Source organism: Mesorhizobium sp. M0052, from assembly GCF_040323255.1.
GTDB lineage: Bacteria > Pseudomonadota > Alphaproteobacteria > Rhizobiales > Rhizobiaceae > Mesorhizobium.
This window is the reverse complement of sequence record NZ_JAMYUS010000027.1, coordinates 58,053-80,461: the sequence shown is the minus strand read 5'-3', so window position 1 is coordinate 80,461 and position 22,409 is coordinate 58,053. Positions and strand designations below refer to the sequence as shown.

The following is a 22,409-nucleotide window of genomic DNA, read 5'->3' as shown; positions in this document are numbered from 1 at the left end:
TTTGAATACATCTGCAAAATCTGGACAAAAGAGCCCGAACGATTCAGGCTCGATCCAACCCATCAAACCTTGGGACTAAACATCTTAGAATCATTCCATGGAAAAGGTGTTCGATGATATCGCCAACGCCCTCAGAGAGCCCCACTCAGACGTGTGGCGCCCAGTCCGCGCCTTCGCCCTCGATCTTGCCGCCAAGCTGTTCCTTGGCCTCGCTGTCGGCCTAGGCGTTGGCTTTGGAATGGCGCTGGCTGGTTAGCTATCTCGCTGCGGCCAGCTGAAGTGCGACAGCAGCAAAATCTGCCGTTGAGTTTCCCGAAAACGTAGCAGTCTCTGATTCAGCGGAGTCGAACCTGTTGATGCATGGATGCCAAGGAAATCCTTTCCACAAAGGGCACTAAAATCTTCGGTGACATTTGCTCATGGACCCGGAGGTGGTGCCGGAAGCGATGAGCGAGATAAAAGCGATGCCATCGGCTGGAATGGTGATGGTAATCCTGTCGCCGCTTTCTGCAGCTGTCGAGGCAGGTATCTCAGAAGCTCCAGCCACTCTGTAAATCTGCGCCGTGACAGACGGGTTGCCGCCATCAAAAGTGAACCCGATGTCGGTCGACGTTGTGTTTTCCAATATGTCGCCGCTGCCGGCTGATATGAACCAGATCTCGGAATTGGCGCTTGAGGGCACATCATGACTGCGCACCAGGCGCCTTGCCGGAAGGTCGCCCACAGTGACGGTATCCAGCGTCCGCAACTCCCCGACTAAATTTCCATGAGACTTCGAGCCAGATATCCCGACCGGCAGCAACAGCACCGAGGTTTTTCGAGGGCGCCTTAGCCGTGGGGCCAGGGACGAGCCCGCCAGTATTAAAGGACGAGACAGCCAAGACCATGATCGGTGACGCGCGCCGTAAATTCTGAAAGCCAATGATCGCCGCCGTGATCGCCAACGCTGCCAGGACAAGGGCAATCGCTATCCAAACAACTGACCGGCGTCGATTTCGCATCGTTGCCCCAACCCTAGGGGAAATATCAACGTATTAGCAACTGCTTGTATTTCTCGTGAACCAGGATCATTCTTGCCGCACGGGGGCCACCAGTAACGGTGTAAAAGGGGAACGTCATGGAATCCGTTTGCTACGCCCAAAGCTCGATCTGTTTGCTGTCGCTCTTAGTCAACACCACGATGGCGCTTATTGTTTTGACGCCATTCGCAGCGACGCGCCTGCTGGTGTTGAGGATGCGCGCGGACTCGGGCCGAAACCTTCAACTCGCCTAAGGCGCCGTGGGCAAACCACGTTACCGAGGCGCAGATCATGCGAATAGTTCTGTTGATCCTTGCCGCTGTCGCCGTGTTCTAAATCTGAGACAACGTTGGCGAACGCGCCACCGACGAGATCCGCACTCATCTACAACGCACGCGAGCGGCTAAGGGCTTCGGTGCAGTCGTATTCCTTCCAGACCTTACCCTGAAAGATCTGCTGCGCAAAATGCTTCTTAGAATCCCTTCGACCCTTGCTGGCGGCCGCGGCTCGTTCGCGGCACATCGAGGACATGTTGGGGACCTGCCAGCCGCCTGGAGATAAGCGGGTGCGCGGCGCCGGCAAGGCCGCATCGACGTGTGCAGGAAAGGATGAGCGCAAAACCGACATTGGCAGGAAAGCCCGGGTAAATGCCGAGGCAAGACCGGATCTGGATGGCATCGACTCCTTCCAGGATATGGGCCTGCTTCGGCTGATCCAAGAATCCCTTAGCGTATAAAGCTGCGATATGGACCTGTCGGATTGTTTGTATTCAAACGACTATTACGACGCAATATCGTCGGCAAAAGAACGTCCAATGGGGCTGTCGGCGGCTCCATCGTAGGAACGAAAAAAGAAGAGAAGCAGAACTTTCGTGTGCTATTTTTGCACACGAACTCCAGTAACTATTTGATTTTATTCAGTTATCTGCCCCATCCATCATCGGGGCCACGGCCACTCTATGCTCTTGATTTTTCAGCATCTGTTTAACATCATAACCTTAGAACCTGCCGCACACGCTGCGTCAGCGAGACCTTCCTGCAACGCGACGTCGCGCGGCGCCGGGGCACCGACACCAAGTCGATCGCAGTGAGACGCCGACAAAGCCCTGTTAGCGCGCCTGAAGCCTTCGGCGAACTCATCGACCTCCATATCGACGACATGTGCGATGTAGGCAAGTCCCCTCGCCGCTCCAAGGCCGCAGCCCTCGCTATGCTCCGAACATCTGGGGAAGTGCAGCATCGCCACCCTCGATCGCGAACGGCTCGTTCGCTTCGGTCGTGATCGAGCCGCCCAGGGTGCCGGACGATGAGTCTCGGTATCGACATCACCTAGGGAAAGTCGTTGAGCGTCGTTCCTGGATGATCTGCCTGGTCGTGATCGACAGCCGCTGGCGAGAGCCGCCAAACACGCATGAGATTGTCTGAAGCGGAGGACCATCCATGGAAGGACCCATTTCGAGCTATTTTGCATCGATTGAACCCGTGGGCCCCTGACGTTTTTCTGGACCGCTTGCTGCATCCGGCGCGGCATTTCAAACATCCCCACGACGTTTTGGCCGATGTTGCCCTGGACGCTCAGGAGAAGCGCGCCATTCTTTCGTCATGGGCATCGGATGCCTGCGCCGTAGAATCCGTGCCAGCGCTTCGCATGCTGCCGCGAGCGGGTGAACCGGTCACCTTCGACACGATCATGGATGCGTTGCAACAGTTGGATCAATCGGATGAGCGTGCCGGTCCTGACTGCAGTGACAGCGCGGCAGTGGCCGCGTTCATACCATTCGTCGATCGGATTTAAGGGCGACGTCGTTGTTCTTGCGCCATGGACCCGTCGGCGAGTGACCCCGCCGGCGGAAGGGGTGGCATTGGTGCGTTCGCCCAGATTGCCGATGAAAATTTTCCTATTCTTGCTCTTGAAGGTGTAAGTCGCGATTCTAAATTGATGGTCGCCGGCAGCCTAATGGGGCCGGCAACACCAGGAGGCGGCAAGGCTCTTGGCGCCTTCTGTTGTCCATGTTGCTCAAAGGAGGATGTGGCTATGAAGACAAACCTCGATTTTACCCCTCTATACCGGTCCAGCATCGGCTTCGACCGCATGGTCGACATGCTTGAAAGTGCGAGCCGTGTGGCCTCGTTCGACAACTGGCCGCCCTACGATATCGCCAAGGTTGATGATGATCAGTATCGCATCACGATGGCGGTCGCCGGTTTCTCGCAGGACCAGCTGACCGTCACCCACCAGCCCAACATGCTGGTTGTGAGCGGGTCGCAATCCGGCGATGAGAACGGCCGGTATCTGTACCGTGGCATCAACGGGCGCGCTTTCGAGCGTCGGTTCGAACTGGCCGATCATGTCAAAGTCGAGGGCGCCAGCCTTGAGAACGGGCTGCTGAGCATCGATCTCAAGCGCGAGGTTCCCCAGGAGATGAAACCGCGCAAGATCGAAATCTCCAGCGGGGCTCCCATGCCGAAGATCGAGGCGCCCAAGGTCGAGACCGACAAGCTGGCCGCCTGAGCAATCCACCATGAAGGCTTTCGCTTGAGCCGGGCGTCCCGCCCGACTCAGAGACCTACAAAAGGAGAAAGACAATGAGCGTACGTGACTTGATCCCATGGGGCCGGGGCAACGGAAACTCGGCGCCCAGTCTCTTCCCCGACGGAGATCGAGACCCCTTCGTCTCCCTCCACCGGGAGGTAAACCGGCTGTTCGATGACGCCTTCCGCAGCTTTGGCGCCAGACTGCCGGCCTTCGGTCCCTCTTTCGCCGCCAATTGGCCGAGTGTCGAAATCTCCGACACGGACAAGGAAGTCCGCGTCACGGCGGAAATACCTGGCCTGGACGAGAGCGACATAGAAGTCCTGCTGGAAAATGGGGCGCTCAAGCTTAAAGGCGAGAAGCGTTCCGAGACCGAGGACAAGGACCGGCAGTTCTCCGAGCGCTTCTACGGTCGCTTCGAGCGCCTCATTCCGCTCGGCTACGAGGTTGAAGAAGACAAGGTCAACGCCGCCTTCAAGAACGGGGTGCTGACCGTGACGTTGCCCAAGACCGAGCGGGCGCAGGCGAAGGCCAAGCGGATCGCAATCAACGGGAAGAACTGACGGATGCAGTATGGGTGGCGGCCCTTACGGCCGCTGCCCGTGCGACCCTTCATAACGGGAGGGACAGGCAATGGAGACAGTTCAAAGCAGCGACAACAGAAACCTAACCAAGACGTCCGTCCGGCCGGACAATGACAATCGGCCTCGTCTAGACGGGCCGGCTTTGTCAATGGGACGGTCAGTGTTTCCGGAGGGCGCAGTGGCGCGGATCTACCAGCCCTGCCGCTCGGCCATGACCTCGGCAAAGCCCCACAGGGACTGGCGATTGGTCTTCGAACGCCGCACAGCCCCGTTCATCGAGCCGCTGATGGGCTATACCGGTGGCCGGGACACCCTGACCCAGGTTGAACTGAACTTTCCGACGCTGGAAGCGGCGATCCGTTATGCCGAGCGTCAAGGCCTCAATTACGTGGTGCAGGCGGCACCTCCTGCTTCCCCGGCCAAGATCAGGAGACAACATGTATCGGAGGAAAAACAGGCCTTTTCCGACCTGGTTTGGCAGCGGCTGCAGTTGGCTTGGCTCCAGGCAAGTCACGGCTATGGCGCCGGTGCACAGACAGCGCACATACAGACGGCGCTTTCGGAGCCCGAGACATTCTACGCCTCTCCGATGGAGGTCGTGGACGACCCGGTGCTCGCACCCGACGAGAAACGCGCCGTGCTCAAGAACTGGGCCTGGAACGAGTATCTGATCGACCTGGCCACCGCCGAAGGCATGCCGGAAAATGCACGCCCGTCGCGATTGGACGAGGTCGAACTCGCCTTGCTGGCCTTGGAAGTCCGAAACCGGGGCTTCCAGACCAGAACCAGCCCGGTGCACTCCCGGATAGCCGCATGATAAGGCAAGAAGGAACCCACTGATCGTCTTCGACGCCCAACGGACCATCCCGAAACCCTTCCCGCTTGCGGTCGCGGCAGCGGGCGGGCGCGCGCCGACAACTTTCCCAATGCGTGGGCGCCCGATTGCGCCTCGGCAGAACTCGGCCCAGTTGTTAGGATCGCGCTGATATGGACTCCAATGAATTGGCGACAGAGGTTCCTATGTATCAATCCTTCAACGGCTCCGCCCATCCCCTGGCACCGAAAGAGATCGCGATCGCTGCCGTCCCCGAAGACGAGCGTGTCTGGGTCCCACAGGCTAAGGGCGTGTGGTTCCGACCACTTATGCTCAACACAATGCAAGGCCAGTGGTGCAATCTGCTCCGCGTACGCCGGGCCGGGATATTAAGCCGTCATCTGCATCCGGCCCCCGTGCATGGCTATGTGATCAAGGGGCGTTGGCACTACCTTGAACACGACTGGGTGGCAGAGACCGGATCTTACGTTTTCGAGCCGCCCGGTGAAATCCACACGCTCACGGTCCCAAGCGACGTGCCCGAGATGATCACCTTCTTCAACATCTCCGGCTGCATGGTTTACCTGGACAAGGATAACAAGCAGATTGGTTTCGAGGACGTTTTCACCAAGATCGACATGTGCAGAAGCCACTATGCGAGCGTGGGTCTCGGGGACGATTTCGTCGATCAATTCGTGCGGTAGACATCCGCCCGTTTGTCTTCCGCTGCGGTAAGTTCGCGCTCCGCCACAGAGGCGAAACGAGGAGATCTTGGTGACCGATTCCATATGGGCGATGCCCTTCTTCGCGGGCAAGACCGTCGTCATTACCGGAGGCACGACAGGCATCGGAAACGGCATCGCCATGGCGTTCGCCGGGGCCGGGGCAATCGTCCACGCGACGGGGGCCACGGCCGCCGAGGTAGCGGCCGCTCGTGCATGCGGCACCCCCGTCTCGTATTCAGTACTCGACGTCCGGGACATGACTGCGGTCGAAGGATATTCCAGTCAGTTCACATCCGTTGCAGCGCTCGTAAATTGCGCAGGGGTAAACCTGCGCGCCGCCGAATTCACTGTCCAGGGTTTCGAAACGGTGGTCGATATCAATCTCACCGGCTCCATGCGGAGTGCGAGCGCGTTCCGAGGGGCACTCTCGAACGGGGGCGCCATCGTCAACATCGCCTCGATGTTCGCGTTTTTCGGCGCGGCTCATGCGCCGGCTTACGCCGCATCCAAGGGCGCCATCGTGCAACTTACCAAGTCGCTCGCCATCGCCTATGCCGGGGATGGCATCCGCGTAAACGCATTGGCGCCTGGCTGGATCGAGACCGCCATGACCGCCGCGCCACGGGCCGATCCAGCTCGCAACGCGGAATTGATGAAACGCACTCCGATGGGTCGCTGGGGTACGCCGGGCGACCTGACCGGCCCCGCCTTGTTCTTGTGTTCGCCGCTCGCGGGATTCATCACTGGGGCAATTTTGCCGGTTGACGGTGGCTATCTCATTGCGTGAGGCGTTGGCTATGCTGCGCGACCGATCTCCAAGCCTGTGTCGTCGAGATCAAGATCGAACGCGACCAATCGACCATGCCTGACCGCAATTGCCGCCACCAACTCCGCAAGCTCGCCATCCGTATGCTCGCAAAAAGCTGCCTGTTTCCTGACAATCGTGACCGCATCCCGGGTCGATACGACAGAGAACGGCCTCCGGGATCTCACGAATGATTCCGCAACCTCCGCGACGGATGAAGCTCGGTCAAAATTATCTTGCATACTTGCACCTCTGTACGACGCTAGCCCAAGCTCGGCCCGCGCAAATTGTTCCCATTGGCCTAATGCAGCCTGGTTGGCGTCCGGCTTGGGCTCCTTTGTGAGCGAAGGCCGGGAGCAACGCGACATGGCCGTCGCCGTCTGCCTTAGACAGTCGGCTGGACGCATTCGTCTCCGAATGCGGACACGGGGCCGGACGCCTAAAAACGAGGAGGATCAGATGTGTCCAAGCCGCTCGCCAAAGTTTCCGATCCTGGGACCACCGCAGTTCGGCGCAACAAGTCGCCGGGAGATCTGCTTGCTCGCGTTGATTGCGGTCGACTGACTCCTGGCTCATTCGCCGCCTCGCCGGCTGGCTCCGGTCGGCCGGCCTCGTCCGTCTTCGTCATCGCTGGCCGGCGGACGATCCAATCCACCAAACCGGCTTCGGTCTCCTCGCAGGCCACGAATTCGCGCACCAGACTTCGCGCCAGCTCGCGCCATTGACACTCGGGCACGTTCATCTCCGCGATCAGATCTCGGCATGCAGCGCGTATGATGTCGGCATCGAAGGCTGACACGGCGACAGGACCACGGTCTGCATTCTTTGCTCGAGCAGTGTCGTCGCCCTGACGTTCGCGAAAGCGCCTCAGCACCTCGCGCGATGCGGCGATCGCTTGTCGGGTTTGACTCATAGCCTCGTAAAATCCAACTTCGCGGACCAGTGAGCGGTGCCGCGATAGAATGAAGTCCTCCATAACCGCATGCGCAGTGTCCGTACGCGTTGCAACCATCGCCGCCTCCCTGCAGGCGCACCCAATGCTTGCAGCTTCTGCCGGTGTTCGGGCGGCCGCCTGCATTTGTCGTGTCGCTGCTATGATCGCGTGAGTTAAAGCCGGTGAAGCGTCGCTGCAATTACAAATGTAAGTGTGGCATCCGATAAGCGGTATGCCCGCTGGCTGCGGCGGCGGCGAATTCGTTCTTCAGACGGTCGAAGTCTTCCTGTCGAAGGGCTCTCCGCGTTGCCGGAACGAGGAATCAGGATCCGGACAAAATGCATGCGGCCGTGCCGCCGTTCAGGGGGCGCTATTGGCGAAAATCCGCCAATTTGCGCCAGTCGAAGACAACGCCCACTCCAGGCTCGTCGGGTGCTATCGCCAAACCATCCTGAAGCCTAAGCGGCTCGGTGGTGTAAAGGTCAATATCGAAACTATGCGCCTCCACCCAGCCGGCATTTGTCTGACCTGCAACGAGACTGACATGAAGTTCCTGCATCCCGTGACTGCAGACCGGAATGCCAGCCTTGCGTGAGAGCGCCGCCACGCGCAGCCAGCCTGTGACCCCGCCGCAGTTGGAGGCGTCGGGTTGGATGTAGCTGAGATTCGACCAAGCGAAGGCATGCTCGAACTCCTCGATGACATGCAGGTTTTCTCCCATTGCCAGGGGCATTCCGGTCGCCTTGGCAATGCTGGCGTAACCCTCATAGTCGTCGGGTATGATGGGCTCCTCGAACCACAGCAGATCGTAGGCGGCGAATGCTCTCGCTGCCTCGATCGCTCGCGGGACGTCGAGCGCGTAGTTAGCGTCAACCATAAAGGTGACATGAGGTCCTATGCGCTCGCGAACTGCCTTCACCCGGGCCACATCCTCGGCCAGGTCGTCCTTGCCGACCTTGATCTTCACCCCGGTGAAGCCGCCATTGAGATAGGAATCGATGCTGGCCAAAAGCTGATCGAGGGTAAAGTTTAGGTCGATGCCGCCGCGATAGGCCTTGGCGCTCTTCCCGGCCCCGCCCGCCATCTGCCAAAGCGGCAGGCCGCTACGCCGGCCCTTGAGGTCCCACAACGCGATGTCGATCGCCGAAATCGCGAAAGAAGCGATGCCGCCGCGCCCGACATAGTGGATGTGCCAGAGCATGCCGTCGTAAATCGTGTCGATCTGCGTCGTGTCGCGAGCCTTGAGGAACGGCGCGAGGTCGTGATCGATCATTGCCTTGATCGCATAGCCGCCCCTGCCGCCGGTGTAGGTGTAGCCTGTGCCCTCGGTGCCGTCGGCAAGCCTCAGCGTGACGGTGACCAGCTCGAAATGCGTGTGCGCGCCGTGCTTGGCATCGGTCATCACCTCACGCAGTGGGACCCGGAACAGCCGGGTCTCGACTTCCTTGATTTCGGTGCGGCTCATGCTGCGCTCCATTCAGGTTTTTTCATCGGACCATAATTGCACCGGCAGCGCTGACTAGCAACAATGTGGTTGATCTTTCAGCGATTCTGAAGCCAGTCTGTCATTTTTGGTCCTACAAAAGCATCAAACCGCTTGTGCTTTGGTCCGATTTACCTTCTAATAACAGGACCATCTGGGAGGAAAAGGCTTGCTGGATACGGAAGAGCGTCCTGAGATGCCCGCGGCTATTCTCGCCGCCCGCGCGGCCGACGCGATGGTGGCCGGCATAGAGGCCGACATCACGTCCGGAAGGCTTGGCGACGGCAGCTACCTGCCGGCCGAGCGCGAACTGATGATCGAGTATGGTGTCGGCCGGGGCGTTGTGCGTGAGGCGATTGCGCGCCTGGCCAGCCGCGGCCTGGTGGAAGCGCGTCCGCGGTTCCGGCCCGTGGCGCGCCGGCCTGGCCTGGATGCCGCGCTCGGCGCCCTCGACGGCATTGTAGGACATCTGCTGAGCGACCAGGCGGGCGTGAAGAACCTCTACGACATGCGCGTCTTCCTCGAGGCGTCGCTGGCGCGCAACGCCGCCATCCATGCCCGCAAGGATGACGTCACAGCCCTGAGGGCGGCGCTGGCGATGAACGAGGCGGCCATCCCGGATTCCGAGAAATTCTATGCGACGGACGTGGCGTTCCACGCAGCGCTCTATGACATCGCGCGCAACCCGGTGCTGCCTGTCGTGCACAAGGCATTTACCGCATGGCTGTCGCCGCATTGGATGCGCATGCCACGGTCGCCCGAGCGCAACCGCGTGAATTTCCTCAGCCATCGTGAAATCTGCACGGCCATCATTGAGCGAGATCCTGACGGCGCCGAGCGGGCGCTGCTCAACCACCTCTCGGCGGCCTGGGAGTATGTCCGCGGTACATTCGAAAGCCGTGAGGCGCCGGAAGCATGACGCAGTCCTACGACCATATCGTGGTGGGCGGCGGAGCAGCCGGCTGCGTCGCGGCGGCAAGGCTTGTCAAAGCGGGACGGCGAACCCTGCTGCTGGAGGCCGGCCATTCCCATCATCATCCCTTGCTCGACATGCCGCCCGGCATCTTCAAGATGATCAACGGCTCGAAATTCATGCGCTATCACCGCACCGAGCCGCAGGCCCATCTCGACGGCCGCGTCCATGAAATCTCGCAAGGCAACGTGCTGGGCGGCGGCACCTCGGTCAACGCCCAGGTCTACATGCGAGGCCGCTCGGCCGATTATGAGGAGTGGGACGAACTGCTGCGCGGCAACAATGCCGGCGTGCGCTGGAACTGGCAGGCGGTGCTGCCGCATTTCACCGGCATGGAGGGAAACAACCGCCTCGGCGGCGAACTGCATGGCAGCGAAGGTCCGCTGCTGGTCTCGGATCCAGGCCACATCGATGATGTTTCCCGTTGGTTCGTCCAGGCCGTCCAAGGCCTTGGATTGCCGTACAACCATGACTTCAACGGACCGTCGCAGCGCGGGGTCGGCTTCTACCAGTTCATGAACCGGCGGGGAAAGCGCAGCAGCGCCGCCTATGCCTTCATCGAGCCGCTGACGAATGATCCCAAGCTGACGCTGAAACTCAATTGCACAGTCAGCCGGCTGCTGATCGAAAACGGTCGGGTCACCGGCGTCGTCTATTCGGATGCGTCGGGCGCCGAGCATACCGTCCATGCAGATGCCGACGTGATCGTCTCGTCCGGTGCCCTCGTCTCGCCGAAACTGCTCATGCTGTCCGGCATCGGCCCCGCCGAGGCGCTTGCCGGGCACGGCATTTCCTGCGTCGCCGACCTGCCCGGGGTCGGCGAAAACCTGATCGACCATCCGGAGGTGCCGATCATCGCCACCGCAAACGGCCCATACGGCTATTTCAGGCAGGGCCAAGGCTGGAGGATGATCAGGAACGGCCTGCATTTCAAGCTCTTCGGCACCGGCACGATCCTGTCAGCGGGGGTGGAGGCCGGAGCCTTCGTCAATCCGGCCGATCCCGAGGGCGAACCGACGATCCAGGCCTTCTGCGTACCGCACGTCTATCTGGACCGCGATATCCTGACCTTGGTCGAGAACACCTATGGGCTTACCGTGACGACAGTGGTGGTGAAGCCAAAGTCGCGCGGTTTCGTGAGGCTGCGTTCGGCGGATCCGAAGGACATGCCGATCGTTTCGCCGAACCTCCTTAAACATCCCGACGACATGAGGGAAATGATCTCCGGCCAGCGTTATTTCCTGCAGGTTTTTCAGACCAAGCCGCTCGCCGATCGGGTCAAGGCCATTGCCGTGCCAAGCCAGGATGATCTCAGCGACGAAGCCATGACAAAGCATTGCAAGCGCTTTGTGAAGACCAACTACCATCCGGCCGGGACATGCCGGATGGGCTCGGACAGCGACCGGATGGCGGTGCTGGACGCGGCGCTGCGCGTGCGCGGAATAGACAATCTGCGGGTTGCCGACATGTCGGCCTGCCCCAACATCAATGCCGGCAATACGGCGGCGCCCGCCATGATGCTGGGCGACCGCTGCGCCGACTTTATTTTGGAGGCGGCATAGCGCCGGATCCAGCTTGCCGACGGCGTCATCGCCGAAGCCGTCTGGGCCGATATCGTGAGGAAATTACACAGTCGCTGAAAGCGACAATAAAGGAGGAAAGAGCATGATCATTACCCGTCGAAAACTACTGGTTGGCTCCGCCGCCGGCGCGGTCGCGCTGACACTCGGCTCACGCGCCTTCGCGGCGCTCCCGCCACTCGCCAAGAAGGACAAGTACAAGGTCGGTTTCGCCCAGACGGAAAGCAACAATCCGTGGCGCCTTGCCGAGACCAAGAGCATGCAGGACGAAGCCGCCAAGCTCGGCCATCAGCTGGTCTACACGGATGCCGCCGGTTCGTCGGCCAAGCAGGCCTCCGACGTGAACTCGATGATCGCGCAGGGCGTCGACGCAATCTTCCTGCCGCCCCGCGAAGACAAGCCCCTGGTGCCGGTCATTCTTGCCGCGCGCGATGCCGGCATACCGGTGTTTCTGGTCGACCGCGACGTTGATCACACCATGGCCAAGCCGGGCGAGGATTATGTCTGCTTCATCGGTTCGGATTTCATCGAGGAGGCGACCCGCGTCGGCGAATGGCTGGTCAAGAACGCCAATGGCAAGTCGAAAATCATCGAGCTGGAAGGCACGACCGGAGCCTCGGCCGCTACCGACCGCAAGAAAGGCTTCGACGATTTCATCGCCAAGCACTCGCAGTTCACCATCCTGGCATCGCAGTCCGGCGACTTCGCCCGTGACAAGGGCCGGCAGGTCGCCGAGACGCTGCTTCAGGCGCACCCTGATGCGGATATCATCTACGCGCATAATGATGAGATGGCGCTAGGCGCCATCGCCGCTTTGGAAGCAGCCGGCAAGACCCCGGGCAAGGATGTGCTGATCTTGTCGATCGACGGCGAGAAGGAAGGCGTCCAGGCGATCATTGACGGCAAGATCGGCGCTATCTGCGCTTGCAGCCCGCTGTTCGGGCCGAAGGCCTTCGCAACGATGGCCGACTATGCGGCCGGCAAGAAGATCCCGCCGTTCATCAAGAACGAGGATGCCTTCTTCGACGCCACGAACGCGAAGAAAGACTTCGATATTGCGTTCTGATATCCACTTTCTTTCCAGTTGCCCTACCCGCTTCGGCGGGTAGGGTTTGGGAGTTTGACGATGACCGCTCAGCCGGACCAAGCCGCGCTGCTCCTGGACATGCGTGACATCCAGAAGCGTTTTGCCGGCATCCCTGCCCTGGCCGATGCCTCGCTCCAGGTGCTTCCGGGCGAGATCCACGCACTCATCGGCCAGAACGGTGCGGGCAAATCGACACTTATCAAGGTGCTCACCGGCTATTACCGCCGGGATGCGGGGCAGGTGCTGTTCGAACGGAAGCCGTTCGAAGTTGGGTCTCCGCATCAGGCGCAGGTCAGCGGCATCAGCACCATCTACCAGGAGATCAATCTCGTACCGCTGCGCTCGGTGACCGAGAACATCTGCCTTGGACGCGAGAAGCGCCGCCGCGGCCTGCTCGACTGGAGCGCGATGCATGCGGAAGCCGAGCGCCTGCTCAGCCGCTTCTCGATCGGCATCGACGTGCGCCGCCCGCTCAGCGATTTCAACACCGCCACGCAGCAGATGGTGGCGATCGCCCGCGCCATCGGCTTTTCCGCCCGCCTCGTGATCATGGATGAGCCGACCTCCTCGCTGGACGAGCGTGAAGTCTCGGTCTTGTTCAGCGTTATCCGTCAGCTCAAGGCCGACGGCGTCTCCGTTCTGTTCGTCAGCCACAAGCTCGACGAGTTGTATGAGGTCTGCGACCGGGTCACGATCATGCGTGACGGCCGCACGGTGCGAAGCGCGGCGATGAGCGACATCGGCAAGCTGGAGCTGGTCGCGGCCATGCTCGGCCGCGACGTCGCAGCCGTCGAAGGCCATGCGACCGCGTTCGGTGAACGCGATCGGTCGAGGATCGGTGATGTGCTGTTTACCGCGCAAGGGCTGGCGGCCGGCCAGTTAGTGCGTGACGTGAGCTTCGACCTGCGCCGCGGCGAGATCGCCGGCTTTGCCGGCTTGCTCGGCGCCGGCCGCACCGAAACAGCCCGCCTCGTATTCGGCGCCGACCGCCGGAGCGCAGGCGAGATGACGATGGAGGGCGCGTCCTACCATCCCGCACGTGCCGCTGACGCCATCGCCGCAGGGATGGGCTTCTGCACTGAGGACCGCAAGGCCGAGGGCATCGTGCCGGAAATGACCGTCGCGGAGAACATAACACTGGCACTGCTGCCGAAAATCAGCCGCAATGGCATCCTGAACGAGGCCCGGCAGAAGGAGATCGTCGAGCGCTTCATTCGTGAACTCGACATCAAATGCTCGGGGCCTAACCAGAAGGTCCGCGAGTTGTCGGGCGGCAACCAGCAAAAGGTGCTGCTTGCCCGCTGGCTGGCAATGAACCCGAAGCTGCTCATTCTCGATGAGCCGACGCGCGGCATCGATGTCGGGGCCAAGGCCGAGATCCAGCGCCTCATCCGCAAGCTTGCCGATGACGGGCTCGGCGTGCTGATGATCTCCTCGGAACTCGAGGAAGTGATGGAAGGAGCCGACCGCATATTCGTGCTGCGCGAAGGAGTGAGGGTGGCCGAACTGGAAGGCCAGGCAGCCAACGAGGAGGACGTGCTCGCGGCGATGGCGCATGGCGGCGCGGCGAAGGAGGCAGCGTGAGCGATCTGGCCACACCATCCGCAGCCAACGACGCTGGAAACCGCCGCTTTGATGTGTTCGGTTTCCTGGCGCGCTACGGCACGGTGATCGCGCTTGTGCTGCTGGTGGTCTTCAACCTTGCCTATACGCGCAATTTCGCGACGCTGCAGACACTCAACGTCAACCTAACCCAGGTCTGCACGATTGTGATCGTCGCGGTGGGGATGACCCTGGTGATCGCCACCGGCGGCATCGACCTGTCGGTTGGTTCGCTGATGGCGATCTCCGGCGCATTGGCGCCGATGATCTTCATGGGCACGATCTTCCCGGTCGGAAACATCTGTCTGGCGGTAGCCGTCGCGATGGTTGCCTCGATCTTCGTCGCCGGCCTGTTCGGGTTGTTCAACGGCTGGTTGGTCTCGCGCTTCCGCATCCAACCGATCGTCGCAACGCTCGTGCTGTTCATCGCCGGGCGCGGGATCGCGCAGGTCATGACCAACGGCAATCTGCAGACCTTCCGCGTGCCGCAATTCCAGTGGATCGGACTTGCCCGCCCGCTCGGCATTCCCGCGCAGGTCATCATCATGGCCGTGCTGGTTGCGGCGGCCGCTTGGGCCCTTCACCGCACAGTGTTCGGGCGAAGCATCCTGGCGGTCGGCGGCAATGAAAAGGCCTCTGAACTCGCCGGCATCGCCGTATCGAGGATCAAGCTCGCCGTCTATGCGATCAGCGGCCTGTGCGCGGGGCTAGCCGGTCTCGTCGTCATTGCGATCAACTCCTCCAGCGACGCCAATCTCGTCGGGCTGGGCATGGAACTCGACGCCATCGCGGCGGTCGCGGTGGGCGGCACGCTGTTGAGTGGTGGAAAGGCCACAATCATCGGCACCCTGCTGGGCGCTCTGACCATCCAGTTGGTGCGCTACACGCTGCTTGCAAATGGCGTGCCCGACGCCGCTGCGCTCGTCGTCAAGGCCGGCATCATCGCATTCGCCGTCTGGCTGCAGCAGCAACACCGGGGGTAATTCATGAACAGCGCCAGACTGGTTCGCATCATCGGCACCTATGGTGTCGTCATCGCGCTTGCAGCCCTCGTCCTGTTCGGATTCCTGCGTTACGACCGCTTCCTCGGCCTCTTCAACGTGATGAGTGTTCTGCGCTACAACTCGATGTTCGCGCTCGTCGCGCTCGGCATGTGCTTCGTGATCATGACCGGCGGCATAGACCTGTCCGTCGGCTCCGTCGCCGCCTTGGGCAGCGTCGCGTCGGCCCTGGCGAGCCCGCACGGCATCGTGGCAGGCCTTGCAGCGGGCGTTGGCGCCGGCCTAGCAGCCGGGCTGATCAACGCGCTCCTGGTTACGCGCGGCAACCTGATGCCTTTCATCGCCACGCTTGCCACCATGCTGGCCGCAAGCGGCTCGGCGCTGCTTCTGGCCGGCAACCAGACCGTTTCGGTGTCTTACGATTCGGGTTTCACCGCCATCGGCCAAGGGAATTTCTGGATTTTCCCGATTCCGGCAGTCATCGCCCTGGTTGCCTATGCCGTCGGCTCAGTGGTCCTGAACTACACCAGCACGGGACGGACGGTGCTGGCCATCGGCGGCGGCGAGGATGCCTCGCGGCTGATGGGGCTGCGCACTGACCGCGTCAAATTTCTCGTCTATGTCGCAAGCGGGTGCCTGGCCGGGCTCGCCGGCGTCGTCCTCGCTTCTCAGTTCGGCGCAGGCCAGCCGATCGAGGGCGTCGGCTGGGAGCTGTTTGCCATCGCAGCCGTGGTCGTGGGCGGGACGCTGCTGACCGGCGGCTCGGGCTCGGTGTTGACCACGCTGGCCGGCGTGCTCTTGCTCGGGATCCTTTTCAACGTCCTGAACTTCGAAAACGGCATGGGTTGGATTTCGCTGTCAGCCTACTGGCAGTCGGTGATCCGCGGGCTGTTTTTGCTCGTCGTCGTCCTTCTCCAGGCACGGCTTACGGCAAGGCGCGAAACTGCCTGAGGATGGCGAGCACACTCGAGCACGACGAGCTCAAAAGAGCTCTGACGCTGCAGAATAAGTGCGCGTTGCGCGCCTGGCCAATGAGCGCATCCCGCAAACTTTCTGCGGCGATGCTTCCCCGTTGCACCTGGGCTCCGGCGCCTTTGGAGCGGATCCGCAAGCGGATCGTGGTGCAGTCACATGGCCGTCCTGGAGACGGTCATTTCCCGGCGACCGCCACGAACACGGACTGCCCCTGCCTTTCCAGCCGAAACAGGATGGGCTTGCTCTGCCGGCGAGAGTTCGCCCACTCCTCGACGATATCCGAAGGCTCCGTCACGCGGCGATCGTTGGCCGATATGATGACATCGCCCGGCTGCAATCCGCTCCGGGCGGCAAGGCCATCGGGAACCACTTCCACGACGAAGACGCCGGTCGTTCCTGATTTGATGCCGAGCTGCTGACGCGCCTGATCCGGAATCGGGCTGAGCGATAGGCCGAGGCCTTCTGCCGCCGACTTCTTGTCGGGAACAGCGCCGGTCTTCACCTCCGCATCCTTGCGCTCACCGATGACAAGCGCGATCTCCTGGTCCTTGCCGCCGTTACTCCGTGTCAGAGTGGCCTTGCTGCCAGGCTTCTGGCTAGCCGTCGCAAGCGTGAGGTCATGGACACCCTCAATGCCTTTGCCGTTGAACCGGGTGATCACGTCACCCGGCTTCAAGCCGGCTTTCTCCGCCGGGCTGCCGGGCTCAACCGAAGCAACCAGCGCGCCCTTGTCATCCTTAAGCCCGAGGGCCTCAGCCAGCGACGGCGTGATGTCCTGCAGGCGGACCCCGATGAAGCCGCGCTCGATCCGGCCGGTTCGGATCAACTGGTCGGCGATGCTCTGGGCGGTACGCGATGGCACCGCAAACCCGATTCCGATGCTGCCGCCCGACGGCGAGACAATGGCGGTGTTGACGCCGATCACCTCGCCACGTGCGTTGAACAGCGGACCGCCCGAGTTGCCTCGGTTGATCGACGCGTCCGTCTGGAGAAAATCGTCGTACGGCCCGGCTTGAATGTCTCGCGAGCGGGCCGAAAGGACGCCGACAGTGACTGTCCCTCCGAGCCCGAAGGGACTGCCGATCGCGATTGTCCATGCGCCCGGCTGCATTGCATCCGAGTCGCCCCATTTGGTCGTGGTCATGTTGGGCCGCGGGTCGACCTTCAGCACCGCTATATCGGTGGCGGGGTCACGGCCGACCAATTGCGCCGGCGCCGTTTCCTTGTCGGAAAATACGACATGGATCTCTGTCGCATCGGCAACGACATGGTTGTTGGTGACGATGTAGCCGTCGGCACTGATCACAAATCCGGAGCCAAGCGCCTCCCTCACCTGCGGCTGAACGGGTCCGAGGCCCTGGCCGTCGAACGGACTTGTAAAGTCGCCCGCCGTCGTCTGGTCCTGGACAACCTCCCGGGTCGTGATCGCGACCACGGCCGGCAATTTCTGCTGGATGATCGCTGTGAAGTCGGTCGGGGTATCCTGGGCCAGGACAGGCGCCACGCCACTGGCCGAGAGCATCAGCGCAATCGCGATCAAGCGCGTTGCAAATCGTCTTTGCATATCGTGAGACATTGCTGGACCTCCTGCCGGACAGCCCCGGCCGCTCGGCCGCGCCGCGCGGAGCCGGTGCTCCGGACGCTAGAACTGCCAACAAAGCTGTTTGTTTCAGCCCCCCGGAAAAATGGCACGGCCAGGAAAAATAGCCCGACCGCGGGGGTCCGGAAGGCAGCAGCCGGGAACCATTGAGGCCGTCGAGTTGAACCGTCCACAGGACTGGTCCCGGACGTGGCAGAAATCAGCAAAGCGACTGCGTCAGCTCCGGCAAATGCCCGATATGCCCATGGAGCCAACCTAGCGGCTGAGGTGCCTCTACCGGGCCTGGTGCGAAAAGGATCTGCAATGAAAGAGGGAGCTCCACAGCCGCCGAGAGACGCGGCTGTGATCACCACCGCTCGAACTCCCTCAAGGGAACAAAAGGGTACCAACTAAGTTCGGCCCCCATAATGAGGATGCCTATATGGACCTGTTGCCCCAGTCTGCCGAACACACCGTCTCCCCGCCGCCCGCTCCAGACCTTCACCGGCTTTTGTTCGATCCAAACTTGCGTATACACGGCTTGATTGATGACACTGTCGTCACCAAAGCCTTGGACGATTTGAAAGCCGTGCGTTCCGGGGAAGACGCTCTCTACGTTGAAATCGACACGCCCGGAGGCGACGCCGACGGCGCGCGACGTCTAGCTCTAGAGTTCAAACTTTTTCTGAAACACTCGGGCCGCAACGGCTACATCATTGGCAAGAATACGGTTTACTCTGCCGGGGTAACGGTCCTTGCCGCATTCCCGAAAGCCTGCAGGTTCCTTTGCCCGCAAGCAGTCCTGCTGATTCATGAAAGAAGGCTTGAGAAAGACTTGGTTCTGAATGGACCAATTCGAAGCTGTCTTCAGATCGTTCGCGAACAACTTGCGCTGTTGGAAACGGCAGAGCGACTCGAGAATGAAGGGTTCGCCGATCTCGTCCAAGGTTCTCGAACATCGCTGGAAGAGCTGCGCGACCATGCCCTGAACAGCTGCTACCTGATGGCAGCAAGAGCTTTGGAGCTAGGCCTTGTTGAAGACATTGCCCATTAACTTGATGCCTCGATGCAAACAGCAGAGCGGAGTCCAACACGCTTGCCTCACTCATGTCGGCGGCGACCATGAACGACGAGGTTGACAAGATGGAGCGGACCGGCGGCTGTCTTTGCGGGTCTGTGAGGTATGTTGTTACCGGCGCGCCGTTGCGCGTTGGCTTGTGTCATTGCCAGGATTGCAAGCGAACCAGCGGCAGCACCTACAGTGCCTTTGCCGTGTGGCCGCGGTCGGCTTACCAGTGCAAGGGCGAGCTTGCAGCGTTCAACGGCAGAGGTTTTTGTCCGGCATGCGGGTCGCGCGTGGTGAATCTCCGCGACGACGAAGCCGAGATCATGACCGGCACTCTCGATGATGCGCCAAACGACCTTCTCCCGACATACGAGCTTTGGACCCCCCGGCGCGAAGCCTGGCTCCACAACCTGCCTTGGGCTGACCAATTCGCGGGCGATCGCACCGAAGAAGGCCAAAATTGGCGCGAAGCCCGACGAGTATGACCATGCTCGAATGGCCCTCCACCCCGTGAACCGTGAAAGTCAGCTTGATGCGCGATGAATCACTCAAGTTCTTGAAGGAAATTGTGGCGACCCCGTCGCCGAGCGGGTTTGAGCAACCCGTAGCGGAGCTTTTCCGCGAGTATGTTCGTCCGTATGCCCACAGGTTGACGACGGACGTCATGGGCAATGTCACAGCGATCATCAATCCTGAGGCGTCTATGCGCTTCATGTATGCCGGGCACATGGATGAGGTCGGCTTCATCGTCCATTACATCGACGATGACGGCTTTCTTTTCTTCAGCACCATAGGTGGAACGGATGTTGCCACTGAAATCGGCCAGCGTGTCTGGGTGCATGGCAAGGAGCCGATCCTGGGCGTCGTGGGTCGCAAAGCAATCCAGACCTTCAAAGCCTCTGACACGTCTCAAACTCCCTCGCTGATGGAACTATGGATCGATATCGGCGCGAGTTCGCGAGAGGAAGCGTTGAAGGTCGTAGAGGTCGGCAGCGCGGTCACGATCCATGGCGAGTTTGCGGCGCTACAGGGCAACCTTGCTGTCGGACGAGCGTTCGACAACAAGGTCGGCCTCCTCATCGGCGCCGAGGTGCTGCGCTGCCTCTCCGAGGAGGGAGGCGCTCACCCCGGCGTGGGCCTCTATATCCTGGGTACGGTTCAAGAGGAAATTGGTTCCCGAGGCGCGATGACCTCAGCGTTCAACATCGCACCTCGAACCGGCCTCGCAATTGATATGGGCGTGGCAATGGACTATCCGCGCGCTCGCGCCGAGGATCAGGGCAAACTGGACCTTGGGAAAGGGCCGGCAATCACTCAAGGCGCGAACACCAACCCGGTGGTGTTCAATCTGCTGAAGTCGGTGGCCGAGAAAGAGGGCCTACCTTATCAGCTTCAGGCGGTGGGCAGCTCAAGCCCTACCGACGCGCGTGTCATGCAGCAGAACCGAGGCGGCGTCGCAAGTGGGGTGCTCTCCGTGCCTTTGCGTTACATGCATACCCCGTCGGAAGTTGTTTGCCTGGATGATGTGCAAACGACGATTGACCTGGTTTGTGCATATTGCCGGCAATTGACGCCGGAGATCGACTTCACGCCAAGATGAGGCGGCGGGATTGATTGTGGAAGTCGTGGCTCCAACAGTCGCCGATCTGGCGCCTGTCGGCTACCGCCTGGTGCGTCGGTCGCCGCGCACCTGAGAAAACCCGACTGCAGTCCACCAGGGAGCGCGCCTCAGGTCACCGCCACCGCTTCCACCAAACGCCTGAGGAAATCCGTCAGACCGGCTTCAGGATCATCACCTGCGCCAACGAGCACCGAAATACCCCAGCGCCCAAGCACGGCCTCCTCCACAGGGTTGCGGCTGGGCATGAAGATGAACGAAGGGGGACGATCTTTCTCATATCCAGACCGGTGCCAGGTCTGCCAAAGCCGGTGCAACAGCAGCCTGATGTTTGGATCGGAGAGGCTATAGCCAATGAACAGGATCGTGCTGCCGAGAGCATCGGAACGAAAGCGGACATCAAGGGGAGAATTGAAGGACAGGCGGTCAAGATAGTCGGTTTCGGTGAGGACAAGGGAAGAGTCCTCGTCAAAGTCGCCGTGAAATTTCACGATGTGCGTTATGCCTCGACGGGCCTGCGCAACGTGCCGTGCGTTGGCCACTTTCACGTACTCTCGACCGTGGATTTCAAAAGCGAGTTCCAGGTTCCGGTCATAGTTCGTCGTATAGATGACGGGAAAATCGAGCGTCACGATGAGACGGTGCAATTCCGATTTCTCGATCCGTTCCTTGGCGACAGACCAGTTTCTGTCCATCCAACTGCGAAGTGGTCCGATGCTGCCATGCTTGATCCGATAGTATTCGGCCAAGGTCTGAAAACGATCGCGTCGCGTGGAAAATTCATCGTCGACGCCGAGCTCCTTTGCCATTCGCTCGATGAGCTTCTCCCAAGACGGAAGTCCGACGCTGATCGATACCCCCGCCCCCACAAACAAAATTGCGCTGCGATGACGAATTGCATTGGCGAGCGAATTTATAGGATCATCATCGTTCATGGATAGGTCCTCCGAAGCCACTCGCGTGGGCCGGACCTAAAGGTGCGTGCCCCGGTGCGGGGATCGTGGACGTGGCTCCCCAATTCGAGCCAGCGTGCTCCGCCCTCATCGACTAAATCGGATCGACCACGCACCAGCCAGCCCAGAGGGGGCGGCCCTTGCAGTCCTGCCGAGCCGCTTGCCACCCGAACCGAGGTAGCGGCTGCGAGGACACTGGCTGTGAACTGGAACCGGCGCTGTTGCGGTTTACTGGCCACGATGATTCAGTTCTGCGCCAGCCATATTGCGCAAAGCTCTATCGAGTTTCGCATTCACCAAGAGGTTGCGCCGCTTCGCGCCGATAAAGATGGCGAGAGAGTAAATCATTGTAAGAACAGAGATCATCGTCATTCCGGCCTAAACATCAGCGACCGGAGATGTTCCATGCGCCCGGAAATATTCCAGTGCAGGTGTTTTAAATCGCCGAAGCTTCGCGCTCAATGCGCGGTTGGTTTCGTGTCCAGGGCGGACGAATTAGCGCAAGGCGGTATTCATCCTCCCACATCGGCGGCGGACTGAAGCGAAATGCTGGTTGTGTCCCCCAGGATGCAATGAAACGCCGATGCTTTGCATGCGGCCCGGAACAAATGCTCGCTTGCACAGTTCGAGCCATGCAGCGGTCGACCCCCGCGCTGCAAGATCGGTAGCCCGATCGCCCGCGCCGGGCCCTCCCACGGCGCGGGCTTTCGTTTGAATTCACGCTGTCGGGGTTGGAGTCGCTCCACCGTTGTCGCGAGCCGGCTGATATACGCGCTGTCCGGGGGCTCGCGCGGTGTCGGCGACATCGGCATTCGCGCAGTCCGGCAGGTCAGCCCATGCACGGGAACAACGCGGCACTGTGATGGTTTGGTGGCCTCGGAAGGTGGCAGAGAACGATGGGCAAAAAGCCCAAACAGCACGCAAAATCCACGGCGGATCGCGAAAAGGCGATCGAGGCGCTCTACTTCGCGCGCAAGTGCGGCCTTACGAAGGAAGAGGCACTCAAGATGCTCAGGGAAGCCCCGATCGGGATCGATGATGAAGCCGAAGAGCGCTCCGGCAGTTAGAGGCGACCGCCA

Annotated in this window: 21 protein-coding genes; 16 read left to right on the top strand and 5 right to left on the bottom strand. The window is 60.9% G+C overall.

The window, feature by feature from the left end; translation table 11 throughout:
• Nucleotides 1-394: 394 nt before the first annotated feature.
• A complete protein-coding gene (locus NKJ77_RS28105) occupies nucleotides 395-808 on the bottom strand; it encodes a hypothetical protein (RefSeq protein WP_352536080.1) in 414 nt (137 codons plus the stop codon).
• A gap of 1,621 nt (nucleotides 809-2,429) precedes the next feature.
• Between NKJ77_RS28105 and NKJ77_RS28100 the strand changes: the two genes are divergently transcribed.
• The 6 genes from NKJ77_RS28100 (at nucleotide 2,430) to NKJ77_RS28075 (ending at nucleotide 6,461) form a co-directional block, all read left to right on the top strand.
• Entirely contained in the window at nucleotides 2,430-2,813 is a 384-nt protein-coding gene (locus tag NKJ77_RS28100; protein WP_245261294.1) for a hypothetical protein, read from the top strand.
• Between the two features lie 240 nt (nucleotides 2,814-3,053).
• Nucleotides 3,054-3,530 (top strand): Hsp20 family protein, encoded by a 477-nt coding sequence (locus NKJ77_RS28095; RefSeq protein WP_023824891.1) that lies wholly within the window; start codon nucleotides 3,054-3,056, stop codon nucleotides 3,528-3,530.
• 74 nt (nucleotides 3,531-3,604) lie between these two features.
• A complete protein-coding gene (locus NKJ77_RS28090) occupies nucleotides 3,605-4,114 on the top strand; it encodes an Hsp20/alpha crystallin family protein (RefSeq protein WP_023714223.1) in 510 nt (169 codons plus the stop codon).
• Between the two features lie 70 nt (nucleotides 4,115-4,184).
• Nucleotides 4,185-4,952: an NADH dehydrogenase ubiquinone Fe-S protein 4 gene (locus tag NKJ77_RS28085; RefSeq protein ID WP_023714224.1), complete on the top strand. Its 768-nt coding sequence runs from the start codon at nucleotides 4,185-4,187 to the stop codon at nucleotides 4,950-4,952.
• A gap of 203 nt (nucleotides 4,953-5,155) precedes the next feature.
• Nucleotides 5,156-5,653, top strand: a complete 498-nt coding sequence (locus NKJ77_RS28080) for a 2,4'-dihydroxyacetophenone dioxygenase family protein (protein WP_023752250.1) — start codon at nucleotides 5,156-5,158, stop codon at nucleotides 5,651-5,653.
• Between the two features lie 70 nt (nucleotides 5,654-5,723).
• Nucleotides 5,724-6,461, top strand: coding sequence for an SDR family NAD(P)-dependent oxidoreductase (locus tag NKJ77_RS28075; RefSeq protein ID WP_245260122.1), 738 nt, complete (start codon nucleotides 5,724-5,726; stop codon nucleotides 6,459-6,461).
• Nucleotides 6,462-6,918: 457 nt separating this feature from the next.
• Here the strand turns inward: NKJ77_RS28075 and NKJ77_RS28070 are convergent, their stop codons facing one another.
• Nucleotides 6,919-7,491, bottom strand: a complete 573-nt coding sequence (locus NKJ77_RS28070; RefSeq protein WP_196814988.1) for a hypothetical protein — start codon at nucleotides 7,489-7,491, stop codon at nucleotides 6,919-6,921.
• Nucleotides 7,492-7,783: 292 nt separating this feature from the next.
• Nucleotides 7,784-8,878 (bottom strand): mandelate racemase/muconate lactonizing enzyme family protein, encoded by a 1,095-nt coding sequence (locus NKJ77_RS28065; RefSeq protein ID WP_023745094.1) that lies wholly within the window; start codon nucleotides 8,876-8,878, stop codon nucleotides 7,784-7,786.
• A 187-nt stretch (nucleotides 8,879-9,065) separates the two neighbouring features.
• On the opposite strand from NKJ77_RS28065, the gene NKJ77_RS28060 reads away from it, so the two are divergent.
• The 6 genes from NKJ77_RS28060 to NKJ77_RS28035 all read left to right on the top strand — a co-directional run bounded on the left by NKJ77_RS28060 (nucleotide 9,066) and on the right by NKJ77_RS28035 (nucleotide 16,090).
• Nucleotides 9,066-9,815 (top strand): FCD domain-containing protein, encoded by a 750-nt coding sequence (locus NKJ77_RS28060; RefSeq protein WP_023682469.1) that lies wholly within the window; start codon nucleotides 9,066-9,068, stop codon nucleotides 9,813-9,815.
• On the top strand, nucleotides 9,812-11,431 hold the full coding sequence (locus tag NKJ77_RS28055; protein WP_023672663.1) for a GMC family oxidoreductase: 1,620 nt from the start codon (nucleotides 9,812-9,814) through the stop codon (nucleotides 11,429-11,431). Before NKJ77_RS28060 ends, NKJ77_RS28055 begins: the two co-directional genes overlap by 4 nt.
• 103 nt (nucleotides 11,432-11,534) lie before the next feature.
• On the top strand, nucleotides 11,535-12,515 hold the full coding sequence (locus NKJ77_RS28050) for an ABC transporter substrate-binding protein (protein WP_023672664.1): 981 nt from the start codon (nucleotides 11,535-11,537) through the stop codon (nucleotides 12,513-12,515).
• Between the two features lie 60 nt (nucleotides 12,516-12,575).
• Nucleotides 12,576-14,120 carry a sugar ABC transporter ATP-binding protein gene (locus tag NKJ77_RS28045; RefSeq protein WP_023682466.1) on the top strand — a complete coding sequence of 515 codons (1,545 nt, stop codon included), beginning with the start codon at nucleotides 12,576-12,578 and terminating at the stop codon, nucleotides 14,118-14,120.
• Complete coding sequence (locus NKJ77_RS28040) at nucleotides 14,117-15,121, top strand: ABC transporter permease (protein ID WP_023672666.1); 1,005 nt, start codon at nucleotides 14,117-14,119, stop codon at nucleotides 15,119-15,121. Before NKJ77_RS28045 ends, NKJ77_RS28040 begins: the two co-directional genes overlap by 4 nt.
• Before the next feature lie 3 nt (nucleotides 15,122-15,124).
• Complete coding sequence (locus NKJ77_RS28035) at nucleotides 15,125-16,090, top strand: ABC transporter permease (protein ID WP_023672667.1); 966 nt, start codon at nucleotides 15,125-15,127, stop codon at nucleotides 16,088-16,090.
• A 199-nt stretch (nucleotides 16,091-16,289) separates the two neighbouring features.
• Here NKJ77_RS28035 and NKJ77_RS28030 read toward each other — a convergent pair whose 3' ends face one another.
• On the bottom strand, nucleotides 16,290-17,690 hold the full coding sequence (locus NKJ77_RS28030) for a Do family serine endopeptidase (RefSeq protein WP_023832110.1): 1,401 nt from the start codon (nucleotides 17,688-17,690) through the stop codon (nucleotides 16,290-16,292).
• Between the two features lie 445 nt (nucleotides 17,691-18,135).
• Here NKJ77_RS28030 and NKJ77_RS28025 point away from each other — a divergent pair, with 445 nt between their 5' ends.
• The 3 genes from NKJ77_RS28025 to NKJ77_RS28015 all read left to right on the top strand — a co-directional run bounded on the left by NKJ77_RS28025 (nucleotide 18,136) and on the right by NKJ77_RS28015 (nucleotide 20,359).
• Entirely contained in the window at nucleotides 18,136-18,747 is a 612-nt protein-coding gene (locus tag NKJ77_RS28025; RefSeq protein ID WP_023832109.1) for an ATP-dependent Clp protease proteolytic subunit, read from the top strand.
• A 68-nt stretch (nucleotides 18,748-18,815) separates the two neighbouring features.
• Nucleotides 18,816-19,244: a GFA family protein gene (locus NKJ77_RS28020; protein WP_245266162.1), complete on the top strand. Its 429-nt coding sequence runs from the start codon at nucleotides 18,816-18,818 to the stop codon at nucleotides 19,242-19,244.
• 47 nt (nucleotides 19,245-19,291) lie between these two features.
• Nucleotides 19,292-20,359 carry a M42 family metallopeptidase gene (locus NKJ77_RS28015; RefSeq protein ID WP_023832108.1) on the top strand — a complete coding sequence of 356 codons (1,068 nt, stop codon included), beginning with the start codon at nucleotides 19,292-19,294 and terminating at the stop codon, nucleotides 20,357-20,359.
• Between the two features lie 128 nt (nucleotides 20,360-20,487).
• On the opposite strand, the gene NKJ77_RS28010 is transcribed toward NKJ77_RS28015, so the two are convergent.
• Nucleotides 20,488-21,312 (bottom strand): SIR2 family NAD-dependent protein deacylase, encoded by an 825-nt coding sequence (locus tag NKJ77_RS28010; RefSeq protein WP_023682459.1) that lies wholly within the window; start codon nucleotides 21,310-21,312, stop codon nucleotides 20,488-20,490.
• A 914-nt stretch (nucleotides 21,313-22,226) separates the two neighbouring features.
• Between NKJ77_RS28010 and NKJ77_RS28005 the strand changes: the two genes are divergently transcribed.
• Complete coding sequence (locus NKJ77_RS28005; protein ID WP_023672674.1) at nucleotides 22,227-22,397, top strand: hypothetical protein; 171 nt, start codon at nucleotides 22,227-22,229, stop codon at nucleotides 22,395-22,397.
• The last annotated feature ends 12 nt before the right edge of the window (nucleotides 22,398-22,409 follow it).

What these genes read in the sequence shown, in the direction of transcription:
- NKJ77_RS28100 (WP_245261294.1), top strand. Translation starts at nt 2,430, where the DNA reads ATGAGATTGTCTGAAGCGGAGGACCATCCATGGAAGGACCCATTTCGA.
- NKJ77_RS28095 (WP_023824891.1), top strand. Translation starts at nt 3,054, where the DNA reads ATGAAGACAAACCTCGATTTTACCCCTCTATACCGGTCCAGCATCGGC.
- NKJ77_RS28090 (WP_023714223.1), top strand. Translation starts at nt 3,605, where the DNA reads ATGAGCGTACGTGACTTGATCCCATGGGGCCGGGGCAACGGAAACTCG.
- NKJ77_RS28085 (WP_023714224.1), top strand. Translation starts at nt 4,185, where the DNA reads ATGGAGACAGTTCAAAGCAGCGACAACAGAAACCTAACCAAGACGTCC.
- NKJ77_RS28080 (WP_023752250.1), top strand. Translation starts at nt 5,156, where the DNA reads ATGTATCAATCCTTCAACGGCTCCGCCCATCCCCTGGCACCGAAAGAG.
- NKJ77_RS28070 (WP_196814988.1), bottom strand. Translation starts at nt 7,491, where the DNA reads ATGGTTGCAACGCGTACGGACACTGCGCATGCGGTTATGGAGGACTTC.
- NKJ77_RS28065 (WP_023745094.1), bottom strand. Translation starts at nt 8,878, where the DNA reads ATGAGCCGCACCGAAATCAAGGAAGTCGAGACCCGGCTGTTCCGGGTC.
- NKJ77_RS28055 (WP_023672663.1), top strand. Translation starts at nt 9,812, where the DNA reads ATGACGCAGTCCTACGACCATATCGTGGTGGGCGGCGGAGCAGCCGGC.
- NKJ77_RS28050 (WP_023672664.1), top strand. Translation starts at nt 11,535, where the DNA reads ATGATCATTACCCGTCGAAAACTACTGGTTGGCTCCGCCGCCGGCGCG.
- NKJ77_RS28045 (WP_023682466.1), top strand. Translation starts at nt 12,576, where the DNA reads ATGACCGCTCAGCCGGACCAAGCCGCGCTGCTCCTGGACATGCGTGAC.
- NKJ77_RS28035 (WP_023672667.1), top strand. Translation starts at nt 15,125, where the DNA reads ATGAACAGCGCCAGACTGGTTCGCATCATCGGCACCTATGGTGTCGTC.
- NKJ77_RS28030 (WP_023832110.1), bottom strand. Translation starts at nt 17,690, where the DNA reads ATGTCTCACGATATGCAAAGACGATTTGCAACGCGCTTGATCGCGATT.
- NKJ77_RS28025 (WP_023832109.1), top strand. Translation starts at nt 18,136, where the DNA reads ATGGACCTGTTGCCCCAGTCTGCCGAACACACCGTCTCCCCGCCGCCC.
- NKJ77_RS28020 (WP_245266162.1), top strand. Translation starts at nt 18,816, where the DNA reads ATGAACGACGAGGTTGACAAGATGGAGCGGACCGGCGGCTGTCTTTGC.
- NKJ77_RS28015 (WP_023832108.1), top strand. Translation starts at nt 19,292, where the DNA reads ATGCGCGATGAATCACTCAAGTTCTTGAAGGAAATTGTGGCGACCCCG.
- NKJ77_RS28010 (WP_023682459.1), bottom strand. Translation starts at nt 21,312, where the DNA reads ATGAACGATGATGATCCTATAAATTCGCTCGCCAATGCAATTCGTCAT.
- NKJ77_RS28005 (WP_023672674.1), top strand. Translation starts at nt 22,227, where the DNA reads ATGGGCAAAAAGCCCAAACAGCACGCAAAATCCACGGCGGATCGCGAA.